This is a genomic window from Enterococcus sp. FZMF, from assembly GCF_030263915.1.
GTDB classification, from domain to species: domain Bacteria; phylum Bacillota; class Bacilli; order Lactobacillales; family Enterococcaceae; genus Enterococcus_D; species Enterococcus_D casseliflavus.
In genome coordinates, this window is the sequence record NZ_CP127160.1 from 2,660,992 (window position 1) to 2,681,633 (window position 20,642).

A 20,642-nucleotide genomic window follows, 5' to 3' on the forward strand; every position below is an offset into this window, starting at 1 on the left:
AAATAGAACAGTTTTTAAACCTGTATCATATCGTTATCAAACGTTCCCATCTTTTTACTACCAGCTGTCGACCAACGCTTCTTCTTAGCTGCCCGAATCATTACCTAACAAAAACGGCACATCGCCAAACGATGTGCCGTTTTGATTTACTTGTATTTTTCTTCCAGCTTGCTCATCCAAAGACCTAACCAAGCCCCCAAGACAAACAAGATAATTCCGATGACAGCCGTTACCCAAGTAAAGCCGCTATAGTTTGCCACCGGAGGAATCACGATCAATATCGTTGAGGCAATAACGATCCCTAAAATGAAGTGATAGACTTTTGAATGATAATGGGTCAATAGCCACTCCATCAATTTCGAAAACAGCAGCATCACTGCCAAGCCGCCAATGGCGATCGGTAGAAAGACCCCCATGATGTCAAAGCTCTTAAAGCCTTTCAACATCGGATCATAAAGTCCCAAAACGAGCAAAAGGTTTGAAGGACTCAAGCCAGGAACCAAAACACCTAACGCGATCAGACCGCCGGCGATCACAAAACCTATGAAATTGGCAGGGATCGTTCCTAAGATATCGCCCATAAAATAGAGGAACAAGAAGCCGATGACCATACTGCCGAAGAACCAAAGCAGGTCGCCGGTTGTCCGTTTGCTTTTCAAGGTCGATTCTTTAGCAAGTGCTGGTAACGTCCCAATAATTGCCCCCGCAAAGCCCCACAAAACGATGATTTGATAGTTTTGCAGCAGCCACTCTAATGGCTTTGATAAAAGCCCGATCCCTACGATTCCCCCGATCCCTACTGGCAGGAAAAAGAGGAGATTCTCTTTAAAATTCTTCGTCAGATGTGCCATAAAGCGCAGCATCCGCTCATAAATGCCTAAGATGGCTGCCAATACGCCACCTGAAACGCCAGGCAAGATAAAGCCCAAGGCAATCACCACGCCTTTAAGAAAACGTGACAAAATACTTTCGTTTCTCTGTTTTTCCATTTACAATTGCTCTCCTTAGCGATGGTTTTCACCAATCGTTCTTTTTTCATCAATCCCTTTAACTATACTTGATTGCCAAAAAAATGGAAAGTAATTTCTAATTCCTCATACAAAGGCAGAATTCAAAGTTCTTTCAGCATCAAGAAATCCGTCTGCTCATCATCCCCCATAAAAAAGGAGTGACTGCCAACTCTTTCAAAGCCCATCGTATGATAAAAAGCTAACGCATTGTCGTTAAATTCCCAAACGCCTAACCAGATCGACTTTTTCTGCAGCTCTTTAGCGGTCTCTTGGGCAAACAGCAGCAGTGTTTTGCCATAGCCTCTGCGCTTATGTTCTTTTTTGATATAGATTCGTTCAATTTCCAACCCCTCTGGGGCAATCGCTTCCGTTTGCGCCTCACCCCAGTTAAGTTTGATATATCCTACGGTTTGATCATTTTCTTGTAAAAAATAAAACGCCGACTGCGGATTTTCTAACTCTCGGGTCAGTTTCGGCAGATTGTAGGCTTCTTCTAGATAGATACGAGTATTTTCCTCCGTATTGAAAGGAGCAAATGTATCGTAATAGGTGGATACGCTGATTTCTCCCAATTCTTCTAAATCTGCCAAAGTACATCGTTTGATAGCCATCAAAACGCCTCCTCATTTTTTCAAGCTATTCTATCACATCTCCATCATCCCTTGCAAAAGCAAAAAGGACAGACAGCTTTCCCCACTGTCCGTCCTTTCATAGACTTACTTTTTTATAACCAAGAGCCAGAAAACTGATGGATCACCATCGTACTCGGATCTTCCTCGACCTCACCAGTGATATAGCTTTTTGGTGAAAACGTCATTTGCGGGAAGATTTCTACGCCCTTAACGGTTTGTCGTTGATTATTCAATTCTAATCCGTGGTTTTGCAACAGTTCCGTCATTCGGATCACATTGGTGACGACATCTTCCGTTTTTTCTGCCCGGGCAAATTTTCGGTCATCGTAATCGTGGTACCATTCTTCCATAAAGGGATGATGCGGCACCGCTCCAATGATCCCAGTAGAAATCTTGGTTTCGATCTCAAAGCCCATAAATGCCTCCAGTGTCAAGAGCTCATCTAAAGGTTTGACCACTTCGATATCGGTATCCATATAAATACCGCCTTCTGTCACTAACGCATACAAACGAACCACATCTGACACAAAGGCCCATTCTTCTTGGTCATAGGCCTCTTTTAGATAAGGACCGAATTTTGAAAGGTCGATCGTTGATTCATCCCAACGTTTGATCTCATAATCCGGACAATATTTTTTCCAGGTATCCATGTATTTCTTTTCTTGTTCACCTAATGGATTGCCGCCAAACCAGCAATAATGAATAATTTTTGGAATCATCAATCTCTCTCCTTTAGTTTATTGGTCTCTTTTAAGTGTAGCTGATTTTGCAATTGTTTCAAAATCATATACACTTTTTTCGGTGAAAGCAGTTGTTCCTGCTCCTGGGCATGATCAGAAAAATCCATAAAAAAAAGCACCAGAATCAGCGATCCTAGCGCCTTTTTGAGGGATTGCCTATAAATAGCGATTGTCCCGTAAAACGGCTTTTTTAATATCTGCCACCGTTTGCGTCCCCGCAAGCTGCATGACCATCTCCAATTCTTTTTTGAAGAAATCAAAGACTTGTTGAACACCAGTGGCACCACCTAGGGCCAACCCATAGATCACTGGGCGGCCGATCGCCACTAGATCTGCTCCGCAAGCAATCGCTTTAAAGACATGCTGTCCTCGCCGTACCCCGCTATCAAAGACGATCGGCGCCCGACCTGCCACTGCTTCAGCCACGATCTGTAAGGAATCAAAGGAAGCTGGACCACCATCCAATTGGCGTCCCCCGTGATTTGAGACCCAAATCCCTTGTGCACCTGCCCCTAAAGCTCGTTCCACATCTTCTTCTGATTGCACCCCTTTGACATAAACTGGCAAGTCAGATTCTTTGGCGATAAAAGCGACATCCTGGGGACTTAATTTTTGTTTTGAGGAGCCGTAAACGGCATCCATCGTTTGTCCGATCCCTGATTGATAGGCCTGAACGATCGGCATTGCCAACGGAAAGGTGAAGCCATTGCGGCGATCCGTTTCTCGATTGCCCCCAACAGTTGCATCTGCGGTCAAAACGATCGCTTTGGCGCCATTGCGTTTTGCCATCGCCAAGATGTCTTTATTGATGCCATCGTCTTTACTCATATAAAATTGGAACCACTGCGGCGCTTCTTGACCACCAGCTGCTCGGATTTCTTCCAACGTACAAGAGGCATACGAACTCGCCGTATAGATCGTGCCAAAACGTGAAACACCTTTGGCTGACGCTTGTTCTGCCGCAACATTTGCTAAGCCGTGGGCGGCAACAGGCGCCATAATGATTGGCGCTGACAACGTATCACCGCCAAAGGACAACGTTGTGTCCGGTAATTCAATGTCCTTTAAGACATGAGGAATGATCAATTTGTGATTGAAGGCGCGTTCATTTTCTTGATAGGTAAAAATATCCCCCGCACCACTGCTGATATAGCCATACCCACCTTTAGGAATCACTTCCTCTGCCGCGATCTCCAAATCGCGCATATTGATAAAATCGATTGCTCCTTCTGCGGTACTTGCTTGATAGATTTTTTCCATGCCTTTCCCTACTCTCCAATAAGATAACGTTTACATTTTTATCCTACGCCTGATTGCAGGATCACGCAACTCATTCGCTCACTCCTACTCAACACGCTGCTTTTACTTTTCAACTTAAGACAGCCATCCATTTGAGCTGGCTGAATTATTTTTATGTTCGTGAGAAATATTCTGCCAACAACAACGGCTGAATCGTTGGATATGTCCAGTTGGCAGGCGGCTCTGCCATTACATAGATTGCTTCGATCTCTGAGGTCAATTCATCCTGCAAGTCCGTGATCTGGGCTTCGAACACCAAGCCGTAATCGGTCTCCCCGTTTTTTTCTACACCATAGATAAATAACGGTTCTAGGGTAAAGTGCTTGGCGCCTGTTTCTTCTTTTAATTCACGGGCAGCACACTCTGTGATGCTTTCTCCTAGTTCTCGCTTGCCTCCAGGGATCTCCAATGTGTCTCGTTCTTTGTGTTTGACATAGACGAACTTTTCTTGGTACTTGCTGATGATCACGGCAAAAAGTAGCTGCTCTTCTGCGATCTTTTCAAGCTCGAATATCGTTACGTTACTCATTTTTCTCATTCCTTTCAAAAAAGCAGACATACTTCTAAAATAAACAGTCGTTAAATCAAAAAAAGTGCTGATCCCTTATGGAAAGGGTCAGCACTTGCAACTTATTACTCTTCTTCTTCCGCCATGAATGTGTTGAAGACTTCTTCAATCATATCCCATTCTGCTTCTGTTTCGATCTGTTCTAATTCACCTTCAGAACCGTCTTCGTTTTCAATATAAGCGTACGCTTGTAATTCAACGTCTTCTTCTTCTGGTACGCCCGCTGGATAAAGCAAGACGTAGTTGCGGCCGAATTCTTCCGTACCGTCAACCGTTAATAGAATTTCGTATAAGGTTTCATTTCCTTGATCATCGATTAAAGTAATGTGTTCATGTCCTTCATGATCGTGATCGTGGTTATGATCGTGTGTATGTTCTGACATTTATTTTCCTCTTTTCTGTAAATTAAAACAGCTGTTTCCCAGCACCATCTAAATAATTCTGCAAAATCATGACTGCTGCTAATTTATCAATCACTTTTTTTCGTTTGGCACGCGATGTATTCGCCTGTTCTACCAGCATTCGTTCTGCTTGAACGGTCGTCAGACGTTCGTCTTGGTAAACGACCGGCAAACCGAATTGCTGTTCGATCGCTGCGCCGTAAGCCATAGAAGCTTCCGCTCTAGGTCCGATCGTATTATTCATATTTTTAGGTAGTCCTACCACAAAACGTGAGACTTCATATTCTTTCACCAATTCAGCAAGTCGATCATAACCGAAATTGCCTTCATCTTCATTGATGCGAATGATCTCGATCCCTTGTGCTGTCCAGCCCATTGGGTCACTGACCGCCACGCCGACTGTCCGCGAACCAACATCCAATCCCATGATTCTCATTATAGGTTGATCCCGTGATTGCCTAAATAATAACGGATCAGAACTTCCATGATCTCATCCCGTTCGTGACGACGAATCAAATTCCGGGCATCCCGATAACGAGGAATGTAAGCCGGGTCGCCAGAAAGGAGATAACCGACGATTTGATTGATCGGATTGTATCCTTTTTCCTCTAATGCTCGGTAGACGATAGCTAATGTTTCGCTGACTTCTTTTTTACGGCTATCATCAAAATCAAAGCGAACTGTTTCATCTGTAAAACCCATTTCACGACACCTCTCTTTTGTATAGATTTTAGCATATGTTCCTACTATATTGTACTAAACGTTTGATAAAACTACAAACATATGCTTAGATTTTCTCCATTATAACAAAGGTTTATGATGTTTTTATGAACTTTCTTAAAAAAAGCTAGAAAGCGCGATAGACATACTGGTTTTCTGGTGCTTCAATCGTCTTCTCTTGGTCTGCTACCACCATCGGCAAGTCCCGTTTGAAGGGTTGATAGTACTTCGATTGGATCGTCCCTTCCACGTGGAGCCACTGGTTATTTTCTGCCGTTGTTTGTTGCGGTAATTCCACTCGCAAGCCAAAAACGCCTGAATCAGCCACACAATGGATAATGCCAAAACGAAACAAAAAGATTTCATTGGCATCATCTTGATCTGCATGGTACACAAATCCATCATAGGTGATTTTCTTGCCAATAAATTCGCTCGGGTACGTATAGATCAACTCCATGACTTCCAAGTAATTTTCTTCCGTTACCGCAATCGTCTCATCTTTGGCGTAACGTGCCAATGCTGCATCCATCTGAGTGTCATAATCTTCTTTGTTAAAATAAAGACTTGTATCGGGTTTCAGATATTGGGTCGTCATTTCTGGATCCCCCACAGATTCTTCACTTAGGGGGAAATTAAACCCTTTTGCTTCAACGATCGTCGTATCCAAGCTAACGGTGGGGAAAAAGAGACCCACGATGATCGGTAAGGCTAATAGAAAATACGCAATCACTCGTTGGTGTTTTTTCTCCAATCCATGCTGATGCTCATCGTCATGATGATGCTCAGGTTCTTGTTTGACCCAAAAATACAGCTGGACCAAAGCCAATAATAAAGAAATGATCATGGATAAAATAGCGAGATAGCGATAATGAATGTTGATAAACTGATTGAGTTTACCCGTCACTTGCAAATACATCATCAATTCAAAATAGCCTGATAAGATCAAAAAACGAACCATTCTTTACACCACCCATGCATAAATTGAAACGACGATTGCGACTAAACCAACTAAAGAAGCGATAAAACGCCCCGAAAAGTACCGCTTCATCATCAACAGGTTTTTAATATCTACCATTGGACCAAAAACCAGGAAACCGACGACTGGTCCAGTGCCGAATAAACTCAACAACGAAGAGCCGATAAAGGCATCTGCTTCGGAACATAAGGATAACGTTAATGCTAACAGCAGCATGACGAAGACCGCTAACAGCTTCGTGGAGCCTAATGTCAGCATCAAGCCAGTTGGCAGATAGGTCTGCATCGCTGAGGCGATCAACGCACCAATGATCAAATAACGCCCAGTATCGAAAAACTCATCCAAACTATGCTGCAGCAAATGACGAATCTGCCGAAGGAGCGGATGACTGCTCTTTTCCGTTTGATGGTGGGCGTGATCATGCCCCTGATGGTGTGGGTGAGCTGCCTGCTCATTCCCGCCACTTAATTGATTGGCAAGCCGTGTTTTTAAGACCTCTTGTTTGTTAAAATACGCCAGCCAGATCCCCACGACCATTGCGACCAATAAGCTGCCCAGTACACGCAAAAAGGCGAACTTCGCGGAATTTCCAAAGGCAATGAATGTAGAAAAAATCACGATAGGATTGATGATCGGTGCAGTCAGCATAAAGGCAAACGCCGTATACACTGGCACCTCTTTTTTTACGAACTGATTAACGATCGGTACGATCCCACATTCGCAGGAAGGAAAAAAGACCCCCAGACCACAACCAACTGTGATCGATGCCAATTTGTTTTTTGGTAAGAGTCTCGTGACTCTTTCTGGCGTCAAGAAGACTTGTAAGGCACCTGAGATCAAGCAGCCCAATAGGACAAACGGCAAGGCTTCAATGACGATAGATAAAAAAATAACACTCATTTGCAGGACAGAATTCGGTAATGCCTGAAACATAACTTTAACCTTCTTTATCAATAAATTCGAAACGCTGGAATTACTATACGTTTTTTCCTTTTTTTATACAACGTTTTTTTTAAAGCAGCCTATTTTTTTAATCGTTGCTTTAGATTTCCCTTATCTTTGAATCCTTCTTACTCACCTAAGCGATCAGCTGCTAGCAGATATTTTGACTTTTCCTCAAGAACAGCGTACATTTTCCATGGAGGAATGACTTATGCAAAAAAATCAACCGATCCAAGAGCAGCTCGCCCAACAACCGTTGGCACTACTCTATCTCTCTCAACCGAATTGCAGTATTTGTGTTGCGGACAAACCACGCATCCAAAAACTGGCACAAACCCAGCAACTCCCTCTATTTACCATCAACACGCTGGCAGAGCCAGAAGCAGCCAGTTTATTTTCGGTCTTGACGGTGCCCGTCGTCCTCTTGTTCGCAAATGGGAAAGAAGTGCATCGTGAAGCCCGCATCATCGATTTCACCCGTTTGACTCAACAAATCTTGCGGTATCAAGAAGCGCTCACAAGCGTTGAAGAGCAAGATTCCTACGAATCACTTTTTGACCAGTTAGACGAGTAAGATCAGTGGTGAAAAAGCAAAAAACAGCTGTCAGATCGTTGTATATACTACGATCTGGCAGCTGTTTTGTTGGTTCCTATTTATGTGATGCGATTATTCGCTTAGTGATGGTTCTTCTACTGGTTCTTCATGGGACAAGACGTTGCCTGAATGCAAGAAATAAATCAATGTTTGCAATTCATTGGTTAAGTCAACGTTTTGAATCAGCACGCCTTTTGGTGCAGTGATCCGTGCAGGTGTAAAGTTCAAGATTCCTTTAATGCCAGCTTTCACAAGCTCGTTCACTAAATCTTGTGAATGTTGTGCGGGAACCGTCAAAATAGCCACATCGATCTGCTGGATCTTCACTTGTTCCTTCATGTCATCCATTGGATAGACCGGCACACCATCTACGATTCGACCAACTAGATCTTCGTTGACATCAAATGCAGCACTGATCCGAATGCTGTTGCTTTGGTGAAATTTGTATTTCAACAAGGCGCTCCCCAAGTTTCCGACACCGACTAAAGCTACATTCGTCATGTGGTCTTCGTTCAATGTCTTCGCAAAGAACTGCATCAAGCTTTCAACGTCATAGCCATAGCCGCGTTTTCCTAATTCACCAAAGTAGGAAAAGTCGCGGCGGATCGTCGCACTATCAACTTGAACAGCTTCACTTAGTTCGGTCGAAGAAACTTTTAATTTGCCAGCTTGGTGCAAAATACGCAAGTAACGATAATATAAAGGCAATCGCTTCGCTGTTGCCTTTGGAATTTGATGATCTTTCAAAGAATACTCCCCCATTGTGAAAAATTCACTTGTGATGAAGCTATCATAACAAATACATTGTTCAAAAATCAATTTGAATGCTCATAATTTGAAATATAAATTTTATAATGGTAAAATCAAACTTTTTCCCAATCGCCGTTTCCCTTAAAATATGATAGACTTGTAGTATTGTAACCTTGATACAGACAAGTTTCTTAAAGATAGGAATGACATACACATGATTTTATTACAAGCCAACCAAATCGCCCGTCTTTTCGGAGCCGAGGTTTTATTTGAAAATATCCAATTAGAGATTGCCAGCAATTCCCGAATCGCGCTTGTTGGGCGCAATGGTGCTGGTAAATCAACGCTACTGAAAATTATTGCTGGACTCGAAAGTCCTGATAAAGGAACGATCGCTAAAAACAAGACCGCTACGATGGGCTACTTAGCTCAAGATACCGGACTTGATAGTCAAGCCACCGTTTGGGAAGAAATGCTAGGAGCTTTTGCAACGGTTCGACAGATGGAGCAGCGCATGCGTAGCTTAGAGATCGCCATCTCCGAAGCAGATCCTGCTGCTGACTCTGGCAATCTCCTGAAAGAATACGACCAATTGCAGCATGAATTTGCAGAAAAAAACGGCTATGGCTATGAAAATGAGATTCGCTCCGTCTTGCACGGTTTTCAGTTTGATCCTTCTTTTTACACGCAAGCCATCAATACCCTTTCTGGTGGTCAAAAAACCCGCTTGGCATTAGCAAAAATGCTGCTGCAAAAACCTGATATCTTGATTCTGGATGAACCGACCAACCATTTAGATATCGAAACGTTATCTTGGTTGGAAAACTATCTGCAAGGATATGCCGGTGCATTGCTGATCGTTTCCCATGACCGTTACTTCTTAGACAAAGTCGTCAACGAAGTCTACGAACTGAGTCGCCAAAAAATGCGCCACTACAAAGGCAATTACAGCCGCTATTTGACCCTGAAAGCGGAGCAACTGCAAAGTGAATGGAAAGCCTTTGAGAAGCAGCAAGAAGAAATCAATAAACTGGAAGACTTTGTTGCCCGCAACCTTGTCCGTGCGTCTACCACCAAACGCGCGCAAAGCCGCCGTAAGCAATTAGAGAAAATGGATCGGCTGGATCGCCCGCAAGGAGATGAAAAATCCGCCCACTTCCTTTTTTCCATTGAAAAGCCTTCAGGAAATGTTGTGATGCAAGTAGAAAATGCCGCTATCGGTTATTCTGAAGAAGAAGTCTTATCGGCGCCCATTGACTTAGATGTTCGGCGCAAAGATGCGATCGCTTTAGTAGGACCGAATGGGATCGGCAAATCAACCTTACTGAAATCGCTGATTCATAAAATCCCCTTTATTCAAGGAAAGGTCCATTTTGGCGCCAATGTCTCAATCGGGTACTATGACCAAACCCAATCCGATCTGCACTCAACCAAAACGATCCTCCATGAGCTTTGGGATGACCACAGTACCACACCTGAAGTCGAGATTCGCAATATATTAGGCAGCTTCTTATTTTCGGGAGAAGATGTTGAAAAGCCGATCACGCTGTTAAGCGGTGGCGAAAAAGCCCGTGTCGCTTTGGCAAAATTAGCCATGGACCATGACAATTTCTTGATTTTGGATGAGCCAACCAACCATTTAGACATCGACAGCAAAGAAGTCTTAGAAAATGCCCTGATCGATTATGAAGGCACTTTGTTCTTCGTATCTCATGACCGCTACTTTATCAATCGAATCGCCACCAAGGTCGTGGAACTGTCTGAAAACGGCAGCAAGCTCTATCTCGGCGATTACGATTATTATTTAGAAAAGAAACAAGAAGAAGCTGAGATCGCAGCGATGTTGGAAGCAAAAACAACCGAAACCACCCTCTCAGCGGGCAAGCAAAACTTTGTCCAAAGCAAGGAACAGCAAAAAGCCGTTAGAACCTTACAGCGAAAAGTCACCCAAATCGAAGAAGAACTTGCCGCAATAGAAGAAACGATCCAACAACTGGAACAAGACATGACCGCACCAGATGCGTTGAATGATCATGTCAAATTGACCGCGTTGAATCAAGCGTTAGAACAAGCCCGCACTGAACAAGAAGCTCTACTAGAAGCATGGGAAAATACTAGCTTAGAACTAGAAGCATTTGACAGCTGATCGAGGAATCGGTCTGTAGGCCGATGACAAGCGCCCCCTCCTTTGTTTTACTTAAAAGAACAGGATGAATACGTACGATTCGTAAAACAAGGAGGGAAAAATGCAAAAACAGACAGATGTTTATCGAATGCGTCGGCCAATGGTTGTTTTGGCAGGATTGGTGTTGATTTGGATAGGGTTCAATCGAATCTCTCATCACGTGTTGTACGGAGAGGTGTCCGAACACGTGCATACCGTCGTTGCCTATGATGAGAGTTATGACGACGAATATGTTTATTCTCAGGCTATCTTTAGTGATGACATCAATGCTTATTTATGGGAAATGGACATCACAACACCGATTTTCTTGCAGACGAACGAAGATTGGGCCGATAGATCCTATGGCAATGACGGCAGCCAAACCTTAGCAGAAAACGGCTGTGCGATTGCTTCTCTTGCGATGGTTCAATCCTATCTTGAAGGCTATCCCATTTCGCCACTAGAAGTCCTTGATTGGGCAGGAGATCATTATTACGTTGACGGCCAAGGAACGGACTGGCGGATTTTTTCTGACTTTGCCGATGCAAACGGCTACAACTACTATGATCTTGGCACAGATCTAGCCAGTGTTGAAGCTTACTTGCAACAAAATCATCCCGTCATCGTTTCTGTGACTCCAGGGGAATTTACAGATGGCGGCCATATTATGGTCTTAGGTGGAATGATGGACGATCAAGTGTTTGTCTTAGATCCCAATGATGATCCAGAAAAATCCCATTACGCTATCTATTACACACTAGATGAAATCGCTAATCAAAGCTTACGCTTTTGGACCTTCAGCTGATTGATCAAAAAAAGTCCCCGTTCGGGGCTTTTTTCTTTGTCGTGGCGTAGGCAGCAACTGGATCTTACTTTTTTAATAAAAAAACCATTCTTTCTCCCCTTAGGAATCCGCTTTCTATTATAATAGAAGAAAGAAAGGTGTGAAGTCTATGAAAATCGGTATCCCAAAAGAAATCAAGAACAATGAAAATCGTGTGGCATTGCCGCCCTCGGGAGTCTATGAGTTAGTCCAAGACGGACACGAAGTCTTCGTTGAACAAGGCGCTGGTGCAGGATCAACCTTTTCTGATCAAGCGTATCAGGAAGTCGGCGCTACGATTACTACCGTTGAAGAGGTTTGGGCCTCTGAATTGGTTATGAAAGTCAAAGAACCTTTACCAGAAGAATACCCCTTTTTGCATGAGGGACTGGTTTTATTCACCTATTTCCACGTAGCCGCCAATCAACAGCTTGCTCAAGCATTGATCGACAGCAAAGTGATCGCTGTTGCTTATGAAAACGTCCAGCTGGCGAACGGCACCCTGCCTCTGCTATCGCCTATGAGTGAGATCGCTGGAAGAATGTCTGTTCAAATCGGCGCACAATTTCTCGAAAAAATATATGGCGGAAAAGGGATCCTGCTTTCAGGTGTTCCCGGCGTCCGTCAAGGTCGGGTAACGATCATTGGTGGTGGCGTTGCCGGTGAGAATGCCGCGAGAGTCGCCGTAGGTCTAGGCGCACAAGTGACGATTTTAGACGTTTCGATCCCACGCTTACAAGAGTTGGATCGACAATTTTCTGGTCAAGTCCAAACCTTGTATTCCAATCGCTTGAATATCGAACGAACGATCCAATCCGCAGACTTGGTGGTAGGAGCCGTCTTATTGCCAGGACAAAAAGCTCCGTGCTTAGTGACCCGCGACATGGTGAAACAGATGCCTGAAAAATCCGTGATCGTCGATATTGCCATTGACCAAGGCGGAATTTTTGAGACCGAAGACAAAGTCACTACCCACGACGAGCCAACCTATATCCGGGAAGAAGTTATTCACTATGCAGTCGCGAATATGCCAGGTGCTGTGCCGCAAACGGCAACCATCGCATTGAGCATTGCCACCTTACCGTATGCCCAGCAGCTAGCCAACGATCCTTTAGCAGCGTTGCGAGAAAATCAGGCACTTGCCAAAGGGGTCATCGCCTATGAGGGCGCATTTACTTCAAAAGAAGCCGCTCACGATCTGTCATTGCCTTTTACCGATCTATCGGAATTGATTTGAACCACTCTCCCACAATAAAACCAGCAGCCGCACAAGTAATTCGCGGCTGCTGGTTTGCTTTCTATGAGAATTTCCTTTTTTGGGTAGCATGGGCTTTGGAAGTATGCTATATTCATACTTAAAAAAATTCGACCTAGACAGGAGGAACACTGTGCTTACTCAACAACAAATCCAAGCATTTCCCAAAGTAGAACTTCACTGCCACCTCGACGGTTCCATTCGTCCAGAAACATTGATCGCCATCGCCAATCAGCAAGAACTACCGATCGAGCAAGACATAGAAGCTGTGAAAGCACAGATGCAAGCCCCCAAAGATTGTCATGACCTGAGGGATTATCTTCGCTGCTTTGATTTCGTTCGGCCGTATTTGCAAACACAAGAAGCGTTAGCAGCTGCCGCCTATGACGTGATGGAACAAGCCGCTCAAGATGGGATCGCTTATATTGAGATCCGCTTTGCTCCCAGCTTATCGATGGACAAAGGACTCACTTGCAGCCAGACCATCCAAGCCGTGATCGAAGGCATCGCACGAGCAGAAGAACGCTACCCAATCAAAGGCAATGTTTTGGTCATTGGGATGCGTCAAGAAGACCTACCAGCTATTACGGCGGTTTTTGATGAAGCGATCGCTCTTACCGATGAAAAAGTCGTCGGCATTGATCTGGCAGGTCCAGAAGAAGACGGGTACGTCCCTGATTTAGCTGCCAGCTATCAAGTGTTCCTCAAGAACCAAAGTGTCCAGCTGACCTTACATGCAGGCGAATGCGGCTGTGTGCAAAACATTTATCAAGCCATCGAAAGCGGTGCGCAACGGATTGGCCACGGCATCGCCTTAAAAGGAGATCACACTGCCCAAGCGTTTGTTCGAGAACAAAATCGCTGTATCGAAGGCTGTCCTACCAGCAATGTTCATACGCGTGCGATTCCCACATACTCGGCATACCCATTAAGAGAATGGCTGGAGGCCAAGGTCCCTTTTTGTTTGAACACCGATAACCGAACGGTCTCAAACACGACATTGACCAATGAATACCTGCAAATGGCTCATCATTGCGACATGTCCGAATCAGAGATGCGCTTCTTAAACGAAACTGCCGCTCAGCATTCCTTTGCGGAAGCTTCCGACAAAGCGGTACTCTTGAAAAAAATTCAAGAATGGCAAATTATTCAATAGTAAAAAGCACTCGTTTAGAAGCGAGTGCTTTTTTACTTAAAGATAATTTAGATCTTCTACTTTTTTATTTGGATTCATGTGTATGCTGCATCATTTCCAGCAGGAGATTCTGTTGGCATTCATTTCCTTAAATAGAGCGGTTCGAAAAGCCGATGCCCCGAAATCATGTGACTTGCAACTATTTTTGAATTCCGCTACATAGTGATTGTTTTGCTTTTCGATACTTTCATAAAAAGCATTAATGAAAGAACCGTCAAACCAGTTAATATCGTTGACAAGGCCGCCGCAATACCATAATTTCCTCTTATTACTTCAGTATAGATCGCAACTGTCATTGTGCGAGTTCGTACATTGTACAGCAAGATTGATGTAGAAAGCTCTGATATCATCGTTATCCAAGATAATATCGCTCCTGAAACGATTCCGGACATCATCATGGGAATAGTTATTTTAACAAACGTATTCATTCGTGTGCTTCCCAAACTTTCTGCCGCTTCTTCAATACTTGGCGAAATCTGTTGAAGGCTTGCAACAGATGAGCGAATAGTATAAGGCAATCTTCTGACAGTAAGTGAGGCGATCATAATGAATGCTGTACCTGTTATGGCTAGAATCCCTGTGCCGCCAATCCCTGTATTGAACGAAGTGATAAAGGCAATACCTAAAACTGTGCCTGGTACAATATAAGGAATCATACTCAAACTATCAATCATTGAAGTAAAAATATTTCTTTTTCGAACTGCTAAATAGGAAATCATCGTAGCAAAAACGATCACGATTGCTAGTGCGATCAAAGGCAAACGTATCGTGTTAAAAATGGCTAAGCCCATTCTACCAAAAGCATTTCTATAACTATCTAACGAGTATCCGGGTACGAAAATCATTCCTGATGTCTTTAAAAAGGAAGTATAAATTAAATAGAGTTGCGGTAAAATGGCAATAAATACCACACTATAGACAAAAAATGAGATTATCGCAGTTTTCCCTTTGCTGACTTTTTTCGGCTCAATCGGGTGCAATGAGTTCATACTAAAACTATGACGATCAGCAATATACTTTTGAATAAGAAAAATAGAGAGTGCGATGATAATCGCTAAAATGGCCAATGCTGAAGCGAAGGCTGCATTCCCTCCTACTTCACTTATGAATTGCGTATAAATCAAAACTGGAAACGTACGATACCCTTCTCCAATCAACATAGGTGTACCAAAATCAGAGAATGCTCTCATGAAAACGAGTAAACCAGCTGCTAATAACGTAGGAACAAGTAGTGGAAGAATAACTTTAAAAAACCGATTGATTCCTCGCGCGCCCATACTTTCAGCCGCTTCTAAGATGGAATTATCAATACTAGAAAATGCGCCCGAAGCATAAAGAAATACCAGTGGAAATAGTTGCAATGTAAATACGAGAACAATTCCAGAGAACCCGTAAATGTCAATTTGTGGGAATCCAAAAACGTTCATCATAAAACGAGTAATCAGCCCATTTCGTCCAAGTAATAGGATCCATGAATAAGCACCGACAAAAGGGGCCGACATGGAGGCAATGATAATGAGAATTTGCAAGGTTTTCTTACCTTTAAAAGCATACATCGAGAAAAAATATGCTAATAGAGTTCCTAATATCAGTGCGAAGAGAGTCGCTGTCAACGAAACTTTAAAACTATTAAACAGAGTATCAAAATAATAACTTTGAGAGAAGAATTGGGAAAAATTATTAAAAGACATTCTTCCATCTACAAACATTGCTTGTCCTAAGATAGTAACAATGGGATAGACCAAGAAAATCAAATATGCTGAAAAAATAAACAACGAAGAAACTGTCCAAATATTGATTTTTTTTCTTTCCGAGTTCATTTATCTCACCCCCAAAAGATTGATTGAACCATCTGAGGTAAATATATTGATCTTGTTTCGTTTGATCAGCAACTTGACTTTATCACCTGCACCCAAATCTTCTGTAAAAGTAGATTCCTCACTGACCTGAATTTTTTCGCCAAATTCTGTCTTCATATAGTATTCTGTGTTTTGTCCAAGATAAAGACTATCAATAATGACGGCAGAAATATCACCTTGATCGCTGCGGATAAATTCTTCCGGTCGAATACTTAAACGTACATCTTGTTCCATTTCACTATCTAGTTCTGGAAATGCCATCTGGTAACCATTAGATAATTGGATCTTAGCACCTTCATCATCGTGAATCAATTTAGCAGAAATCATATTTGTTCGTCCAATGAAGGTAGCAACAAACTCGTTGCTCGGTCTATGATATAATTCCTTAGGTCTTCCTACTTGTTGGATCTTCCCTAGATTCATTACTGCAATCTGGTCAGAGATAGCCATCGCTTCTTCTTGATCATGAGTGACATAGACTGTCGTTATTCCTACTTCATGCTGAATCTCACGTATCGCCTGACGCATATCTACACGGAGTTTCGCATCTAGATTGCTGAGAGGCTCATCCATAAGCAATACCTTCGGATTAATAGCTAAAGCTCTAGCTAAAGCAACTCGTTGCTGTTGACCGCCACTCAACTGATCCGGTTTTCTTTCACTAAACTTGTCGATTTGCATTAACTTTAAATACTTATTTGTCCGTTTTGTCAGTTCCTCCTTTGAAGTTTTCTTTTGACGAAGTCCAAAAGCTACATTTTCTCTCACTGTTAAATGAGGAAAAATTGCATAATTTTGAAAGACCATGCCAATATTACGTTTACTTGGCTCCATATTGTTGATTCGCTCACTCCCAAAGTAAAAATCGCCTCCCTCGATCGAGTTAAAACCTGCAATCATTCTAAGCAAAGTTGTCTTTCCGCATCCTGAGGGTCCCAATAAAGTAAATAGAGACGCCTCAGGAATTGTCAAATCAAGATTTTCGATCACTGGCTGTAAGTCATAGACTTTTTTTGCTTTATTTATGGTTATTTGACTCATATTTTCCACACCTTCTTATTTGGATTGGATACCAACATAAATTTCATTATATTTATTGACGATCTCATCTTTATTTTCAATTACATAGTCGTAATCTTCTACAATCGTATTGATCTCTTTGAGTGGTTTCATATTATCGCTTGTTTGTGCATTTTTACGTACAGGGCGATTTGTTGTCGTTGTCCCCAACGTATTTTGAACATCTTCTGAAATAATAAAATCAATAAATTTTTGGGCATTTTCTATGTTTTTTGCATTTTTGATGATTGCAGCACTAGCTGGCAAGAAAACGGTACCTTCTTTCGGGTACACGATTTCTACATTCGCCCCATCATTTAGCAGTTTGACAGTCGGATCTTCATAAGACAAACCAACAGCCATCTCCCCATCAGCAACTGCTTTATAGACGTTGGAAGAACTTGAACTTATCTTTCCATCGATCAACGTAAATAAATCCTCTACATAATTCCAAGCTTCTTGAGATTCATAGCCGCCTTGAGCTTGCAGCATATTTGTTAACTGAGCAAAGGCACTGGAAGAATTAGCTGGATCAGCCGTAGCTATTTTTCCGGCTAAATCATCATTCAGCAAATCACTATACCCTTCAATAGTCATTCCCTCTGTTAGGTCTGGGTTTACGATCAAAACACTGCCGTCGATCGTATAAGGTGTATAGAAACCGGTTTGATTTTGATAATCTTCTTCAATATTGTCATTTTCATCTGATACATATTCTTCAAAAAGATGTTGATTTTCAGAGTATTGTGTATAGGAACCGCCAAAGACGACATCTGCAACAGGTGCATTTTTCTCACTTTCAAGTTTTTTGAATAATTCGCCAGTTCCTGCTTGAATCAGGTCCACTTTAATCCCATAACGTTCTTCAAAAGCAGGTATTGTTGCGTTGATTAGTCCTTCTGAGTTTGGTGAATAAATCACTAATGTATCACTGCCAGAAGAAGCAGTGTCTGACGAGTTGGATGTTCCTCCATTGCCGCAAGCTGCTAAGCCAACTAATGCCGATGCACATATAACTGAATAAACAAATTTGTTTCTCATTTTCATTCCCCTCTCCTAAATATACCTTTATCATACACTTTTTAAAACGCTTTCAAAATAGCACACATCTATACAAAAAGGAGAAAATTCTCTACACTTTAGAGAATCTCCTCCTTAAAATCAGTCACCGAAACACCAATGTATCTTCTAAATACTTTGTTGAAATATTTATAGTCAGAAAATCCAACCCTATCTGCTACTTCATATATTAGTACATTTGGATTTTCTATTAATTGATCGATCGCCTTTTTGATTCGCTAACGATTTACATAATCGTTGATGGTAATGTCAAGATGGTCTTTAATTTTTTTATACAAGTAACTTTCACTGTAGCCTAAACTAGCTGCCATATCCGCAATAGTAAATTTTTGTGCATAATACTCATGAATCCAACTCAGTACCTGATGAACGATCATATCTTGATCATGGTGCGTTTTTCTAACTACCTCCAATGCCTCATACTCTTTCTGAATAGTCAAACGCTTTTCATTTTCCAATTCATTTGTTAGCTGAAGCAAGCTTAGCCTTAGTTCCTCTGTTTGTAATGGTTTAGCAAGAAATTCCCTAACACCATAATGAATCGCCTTTTTTGCATTAAAAAAATCATTGTACCCAGAGAGAATGATTTTTTTGAAGAAGAGATCTTTCGTCAGTTCAAACATTTCGAAGGCATCCATAATCGGCATATTGATGTCAGAAATCACAATATCTGGCAGATAATTGCGAATCATATCAGCTCCCTCTTGTCCATTTTCTGCAGCACCAACTACTTTCAATCCTATATCAGAATAATCGATCGCATAGGCTAACCAGCGTCGAATCAAATGCTCGTCCTCTATTATTAATAGTTTATACATCATCGATAGCCCTCCAAACTACAAATTGAACACATGCGCCTTTCTCATGATTAAAAATACGCAAATCAAGAAAAGGATATTCTATTTTTAATCTGCGATAACTGTTGATCAAGCCGTGATGCGTCTCTTCTTCTTCATATTGCAGATAGATTTTTTCAATCAATTCTTCTTCAAATCCAGGCCCATTATCACGCACTTCAAAAATAATTTCTTCCCCTTTTGAAAATACAGCGACCGCAACTTTAAGATCATTTCGTTCTTTCATTCCATATTTGATTGCATTTTCAACAATCGGTAATAAAAACAGTCGCGGTATCTGAATCATGTGCAGATCTTTTTCCACATCGATCGTGTAAATAAATTTTTCAAAACGTATTTTTGTAACTTCTAAAAAATCCTGTAAAATCGCAAGATCATCTATCAGATTGCTTTTTTCATTGGCATGATCAATACTGTAACGCAACACTCGATTTAATGATAAAATCAGCCTTTCACTCAAATCTGTATCAATTTTACTGGTAATTCTGATGTTTTCAAGAGTGTTGTATAGAAAATGAGGATGAAATTGCGCTTCCAGCATCTTGATTTCATATAAATTTTTCTTTTTTTCCAGAAAAATTTTCATTTGGATCAATCGATTCAATTCTTCCATCATTTCATTGATGTTATCAGCCAAAAATTCAAACTCATCTTCTGTGTGTATCTCAATTTTTTGCTTTTCGCCAATTCTGATTTTCTTCGTTTCGTCGACAAGCATCTCAATGCTTACGGTGTTTCTTATGGCTATTTTGGCTGCCAAACGTTTCGAATAGTAGAATAAAACGAGAAAAATAATCAATGCTGAAGTGATCCCGAACAATGCCAACACGCTGATTGGAAAAATCATCGAATAAGTATAGAGGTAGATATTTTGACCAATCAGGCTCTTCTTTGATAAATAGAGTTGTCTATCATGAGAAAATAGGAACTGATTAAATATATTTGCGTTTATTTTTTTCAATGTTCCTATGATGAAATGATTTGCATTGTTTGCGTACACATTATCAAACTGATCAGCAATAACATAGTTGGTACCATAGTAAAGACCATCGGGCAAAAAGTTATTGCCATTGAGCAATATGGCGCTGTAACCTAGTTCAGTTCCTTCCTCCCTCACAGTATTTATCATTAATAAATAATGATTGCTATCCTCTCCTTTTGTAATGCGTCTCATGCTGTGATGATAGTTATTGCCTGAAAGAATCGTTTTTAAATAGTTAGGAGAAATAACTGGGTTTTGTCCGGTTTGTTGTGTAGTGAATTTAATAGAGCCTGCCTTATCCATAATCACTAAAATCCCTCTAGACAGATTTTCTGCACTCAATTCATAGTATTCACTATATATTTCACGATCTGTTTTTTCTTTTTTTAGAAACAGCGGAATTGAGTTTTGATTCATAGTATTTAAAATTCTCTTATATCCTGCTTGGTCTTCATGAAAATTTTTTCTTATATTGTTTGTTTCCAGCGTCAATTGATAATATTGGATAGCAAATACAAACAAAATCAGTAATAAAAACAAGAATGCTGACACTAGGATCGCTAATAGTGAAAAACGTTTTTTTATCTCTTGATTTAACTCTTCCTGAAAAGAATGCTTCATAGACTTTTCTCCATAATCGTAGTCAATAATTGTATCATATCACATATATGATAGCGCTTTCTACACTGGTTTTACTTTTCCTTCTTCTTCATAGGAAAATAGAGATGTGGGCTT

At 41.5% G+C, this 20,642-nt stretch carries 20 protein-coding genes and 1 pseudogene; 5 read left to right on the top strand and 16 right to left on the bottom strand.

What is annotated here, in order from left to right:
- Positions 1 to 146: 146 nt before the first annotated feature.
- The 10 genes from QN079_RS12965 to QN079_RS13010 form a co-directional block, all read right to left on the bottom strand.
- A complete protein-coding gene (locus QN079_RS12965; protein WP_015510213.1) occupies positions 147 to 989 on the bottom strand; it encodes a DUF368 domain-containing protein in 843 nt (280 codons plus the stop codon).
- Positions 990 to 1,111: 122 nt separating this feature from the next.
- Positions 1,112 to 1,621 (bottom strand): GNAT family N-acetyltransferase, encoded by a 510-nt coding sequence (locus QN079_RS12970; protein WP_015510214.1) that lies wholly within the window; start codon positions 1,619 to 1,621, stop codon positions 1,112 to 1,114.
- Positions 1,622 to 1,734: 113 nt separating this feature from the next.
- On the bottom strand, positions 1,735 to 2,361 hold the full coding sequence (locus QN079_RS12975) for a glycosyltransferase family 32 protein (protein ID WP_289229898.1): 627 nt from the start codon (positions 2,359 to 2,361) through the stop codon (positions 1,735 to 1,737).
- Positions 2,362 to 2,538: 177 nt separating this feature from the next.
- Complete coding sequence (locus tag QN079_RS12980; protein ID WP_010749842.1) at positions 2,539 to 3,642, bottom strand: alpha-hydroxy-acid oxidizing protein; 1,104 nt, start codon at positions 3,640 to 3,642, stop codon at positions 2,539 to 2,541.
- A gap of 151 nt (positions 3,643 to 3,793) precedes the next feature.
- Positions 3,794 to 4,210, bottom strand: a complete 417-nt coding sequence (locus QN079_RS12985; protein ID WP_289229899.1) for an NUDIX hydrolase — start codon at positions 4,208 to 4,210, stop codon at positions 3,794 to 3,796.
- A gap of 104 nt (positions 4,211 to 4,314) precedes the next feature.
- A complete protein-coding gene (locus QN079_RS12990) occupies positions 4,315 to 4,632 on the bottom strand; it encodes a DUF1292 domain-containing protein (protein ID WP_005228559.1) in 318 nt (105 codons plus the stop codon).
- A 22-nt stretch (positions 4,633 to 4,654) separates the two neighbouring features.
- Positions 4,655 to 5,086 (bottom strand): Holliday junction resolvase RuvX, encoded by a 432-nt coding sequence (gene ruvX / locus QN079_RS12995; protein ID WP_005234242.1) that lies wholly within the window; start codon positions 5,084 to 5,086, stop codon positions 4,655 to 4,657.
- Positions 5,086 to 5,352 (bottom strand): IreB family regulatory phosphoprotein, encoded by a 267-nt coding sequence (locus tag QN079_RS13000; protein WP_005228556.1) that lies wholly within the window; start codon positions 5,350 to 5,352, stop codon positions 5,086 to 5,088. The genes ruvX and QN079_RS13000 overlap by 1 nt, the downstream gene beginning before the upstream one ends.
- Before the next feature lie 145 nt (positions 5,353 to 5,497).
- Positions 5,498 to 6,328 carry a TIGR03943 family putative permease subunit gene (locus QN079_RS13005; protein ID WP_005228555.1) on the bottom strand — a complete coding sequence of 277 codons (831 nt, stop codon included), beginning with the start codon at positions 6,326 to 6,328 and terminating at the stop codon, positions 5,498 to 5,500.
- 3 nt (positions 6,329 to 6,331) lie between these two features.
- Positions 6,332 to 7,279, bottom strand: coding sequence for a permease (locus QN079_RS13010; RefSeq protein ID WP_086295667.1), 948 nt, complete (start codon positions 7,277 to 7,279; stop codon positions 6,332 to 6,334).
- 220 nt (positions 7,280 to 7,499) lie between these two features.
- Between QN079_RS13010 and QN079_RS13015 the strand changes: the two genes are divergently transcribed.
- A complete protein-coding gene (locus tag QN079_RS13015; RefSeq protein WP_015510225.1) occupies positions 7,500 to 7,862 on the top strand; it encodes a thioredoxin family protein in 363 nt (120 codons plus the stop codon).
- Positions 7,863 to 7,955: 93 nt separating this feature from the next.
- On the opposite strand, the gene QN079_RS13020 is transcribed toward QN079_RS13015, so the two are convergent.
- Positions 7,956 to 8,630, bottom strand: a complete 675-nt coding sequence (locus tag QN079_RS13020; RefSeq protein ID WP_005228549.1) for a redox-sensing transcriptional repressor Rex — start codon at positions 8,628 to 8,630, stop codon at positions 7,956 to 7,958.
- Positions 8,631 to 8,847: 217 nt separating this feature from the next.
- On the opposite strand from QN079_RS13020, the gene QN079_RS13025 reads away from it, so the two are divergent.
- The 4 genes from QN079_RS13025 to add all read left to right on the top strand — a co-directional run bounded on the left by QN079_RS13025 (position 8,848) and on the right by add (position 14,031).
- The gene (locus QN079_RS13025) at positions 8,848 to 10,779 is read left to right on the top strand and encodes an ABC-F family ATP-binding cassette domain-containing protein (protein WP_270289821.1); all 1,932 of its coding nucleotides are present in this window, start codon (positions 8,848 to 8,850) and stop codon (positions 10,777 to 10,779) included.
- A 100-nt stretch (positions 10,780 to 10,879) separates the two neighbouring features.
- Positions 10,880 to 11,602: a C39 family peptidase gene (locus QN079_RS13030; protein WP_289229900.1), complete on the top strand. Its 723-nt coding sequence runs from the start codon at positions 10,880 to 10,882 to the stop codon at positions 11,600 to 11,602.
- Between the two features lie 148 nt (positions 11,603 to 11,750).
- On the top strand, positions 11,751 to 12,857 hold the full coding sequence (ald, locus tag QN079_RS13035; protein WP_081116086.1) for an alanine dehydrogenase: 1,107 nt from the start codon (positions 11,751 to 11,753) through the stop codon (positions 12,855 to 12,857).
- 151 nt (positions 12,858 to 13,008) lie between these two features.
- Entirely contained in the window at positions 13,009 to 14,031 is a 1,023-nt protein-coding gene (gene add / locus QN079_RS13040) for an adenosine deaminase (RefSeq protein ID WP_289229901.1), read from the top strand.
- A 194-nt stretch (positions 14,032 to 14,225) separates the two neighbouring features.
- Here the strand turns inward: add and QN079_RS13045 are convergent, their stop codons facing one another.
- The 5 genes and pseudogenes from QN079_RS13045 to QN079_RS13070 form a co-directional block, all read right to left on the bottom strand.
- Complete coding sequence (locus tag QN079_RS13045; RefSeq protein WP_289229902.1) at positions 14,226 to 15,890, bottom strand: ABC transporter permease; 1,665 nt, start codon at positions 15,888 to 15,890, stop codon at positions 14,226 to 14,228.
- Positions 15,891 to 16,970, bottom strand: a complete 1,080-nt coding sequence (locus QN079_RS13050; protein WP_015510231.1) for an ABC transporter ATP-binding protein — start codon at positions 16,968 to 16,970, stop codon at positions 15,891 to 15,893.
- 15 nt (positions 16,971 to 16,985) lie between these two features.
- Positions 16,986 to 18,029, bottom strand: a complete 1,044-nt coding sequence (locus QN079_RS13055) for an ABC transporter substrate-binding protein (protein WP_289229903.1) — start codon at positions 18,027 to 18,029, stop codon at positions 16,986 to 16,988.
- A gap of 98 nt (positions 18,030 to 18,127) precedes the next feature.
- A pseudogene (locus tag QN079_RS13065) lies at positions 18,128 to 18,886 on the bottom strand (response regulator transcription factor).
- Positions 18,879 to 20,528, bottom strand: a complete 1,650-nt coding sequence (locus QN079_RS13070) for a sensor histidine kinase (protein WP_289229905.1) — start codon at positions 20,526 to 20,528, stop codon at positions 18,879 to 18,881. Before QN079_RS13070 ends, QN079_RS13065 begins: the two are co-directional and overlap by 8 nt.
- Positions 20,529 to 20,642 lie beyond the last annotated feature (114 nt).

Coding starts and splice junctions, on each gene's coding strand:
- QN079_RS13005 (WP_005228555.1), bottom strand. CDS start 6,328: ATGGTTCGTTTTTTGATCTTATCAGGCTATTTTGAATTGATGATGTAT.
- QN079_RS13015 (WP_015510225.1), top strand. CDS start 7,500: ATGCAAAAAAATCAACCGATCCAAGAGCAGCTCGCCCAACAACCGTTG.
- QN079_RS13010 (WP_086295667.1), bottom strand. CDS start 7,279: ATGTTTCAGGCATTACCGAATTCTGTCCTGCAAATGAGTGTTATTTTT.
- QN079_RS12990 (WP_005228559.1), bottom strand. CDS start 4,632: ATGTCAGAACATACACACGATCATAACCACGATCACGATCATGAAGGA.
- QN079_RS12985 (WP_289229899.1), bottom strand. CDS start 4,210: ATGAGTAACGTAACGATATTCGAGCTTGAAAAGATCGCAGAAGAGCAG.
- QN079_RS12970 (WP_015510214.1), bottom strand. CDS start 1,621: ATGGCTATCAAACGATGTACTTTGGCAGATTTAGAAGAATTGGGAGAA.
- QN079_RS12975 (WP_289229898.1), bottom strand. CDS start 2,361: ATGATTCCAAAAATTATTCATTATTGCTGGTTTGGCGGCAATCCATTA.
- QN079_RS13050 (WP_015510231.1), bottom strand. CDS start 16,970: ATGAGTCAAATAACCATAAATAAAGCAAAAAAAGTCTATGACTTACAG.
- QN079_RS13030 (WP_289229900.1), top strand. CDS start 10,880: ATGCAAAAACAGACAGATGTTTATCGAATGCGTCGGCCAATGGTTGTT.
- QN079_RS13000 (WP_005228556.1), bottom strand. CDS start 5,352: ATGGGTTTTACAGATGAAACAGTTCGCTTTGATTTTGATGATAGCCGT.
- QN079_RS12965 (WP_015510213.1), bottom strand. CDS start 989: ATGGAAAAACAGAGAAACGAAAGTATTTTGTCACGTTTTCTTAAAGGC.
- QN079_RS12980 (WP_010749842.1), bottom strand. CDS start 3,642: ATGGAAAAAATCTATCAAGCAAGTACCGCAGAAGGAGCAATCGATTTT.
- QN079_RS13045 (WP_289229902.1), bottom strand. CDS start 15,890: ATGAACTCGGAAAGAAAAAAAATCAATATTTGGACAGTTTCTTCGTTG.
- QN079_RS13055 (WP_289229903.1), bottom strand. CDS start 18,029: ATGAGAAACAAATTTGTTTATTCAGTTATATGTGCATCGGCATTAGTT.
- ruvX (WP_005234242.1), bottom strand. CDS start 5,086: ATGAGAATCATGGGATTGGATGTTGGTTCGCGGACAGTCGGCGTGGCG.
- ald (WP_081116086.1), top strand. CDS start 11,751: ATGAAAATCGGTATCCCAAAAGAAATCAAGAACAATGAAAATCGTGTG.
- QN079_RS13070 (WP_289229905.1), bottom strand. CDS start 20,528: ATGAAGCATTCTTTTCAGGAAGAGTTAAATCAAGAGATAAAAAAACGT.
- QN079_RS13025 (WP_270289821.1), top strand. CDS start 8,848: ATGATTTTATTACAAGCCAACCAAATCGCCCGTCTTTTCGGAGCCGAG.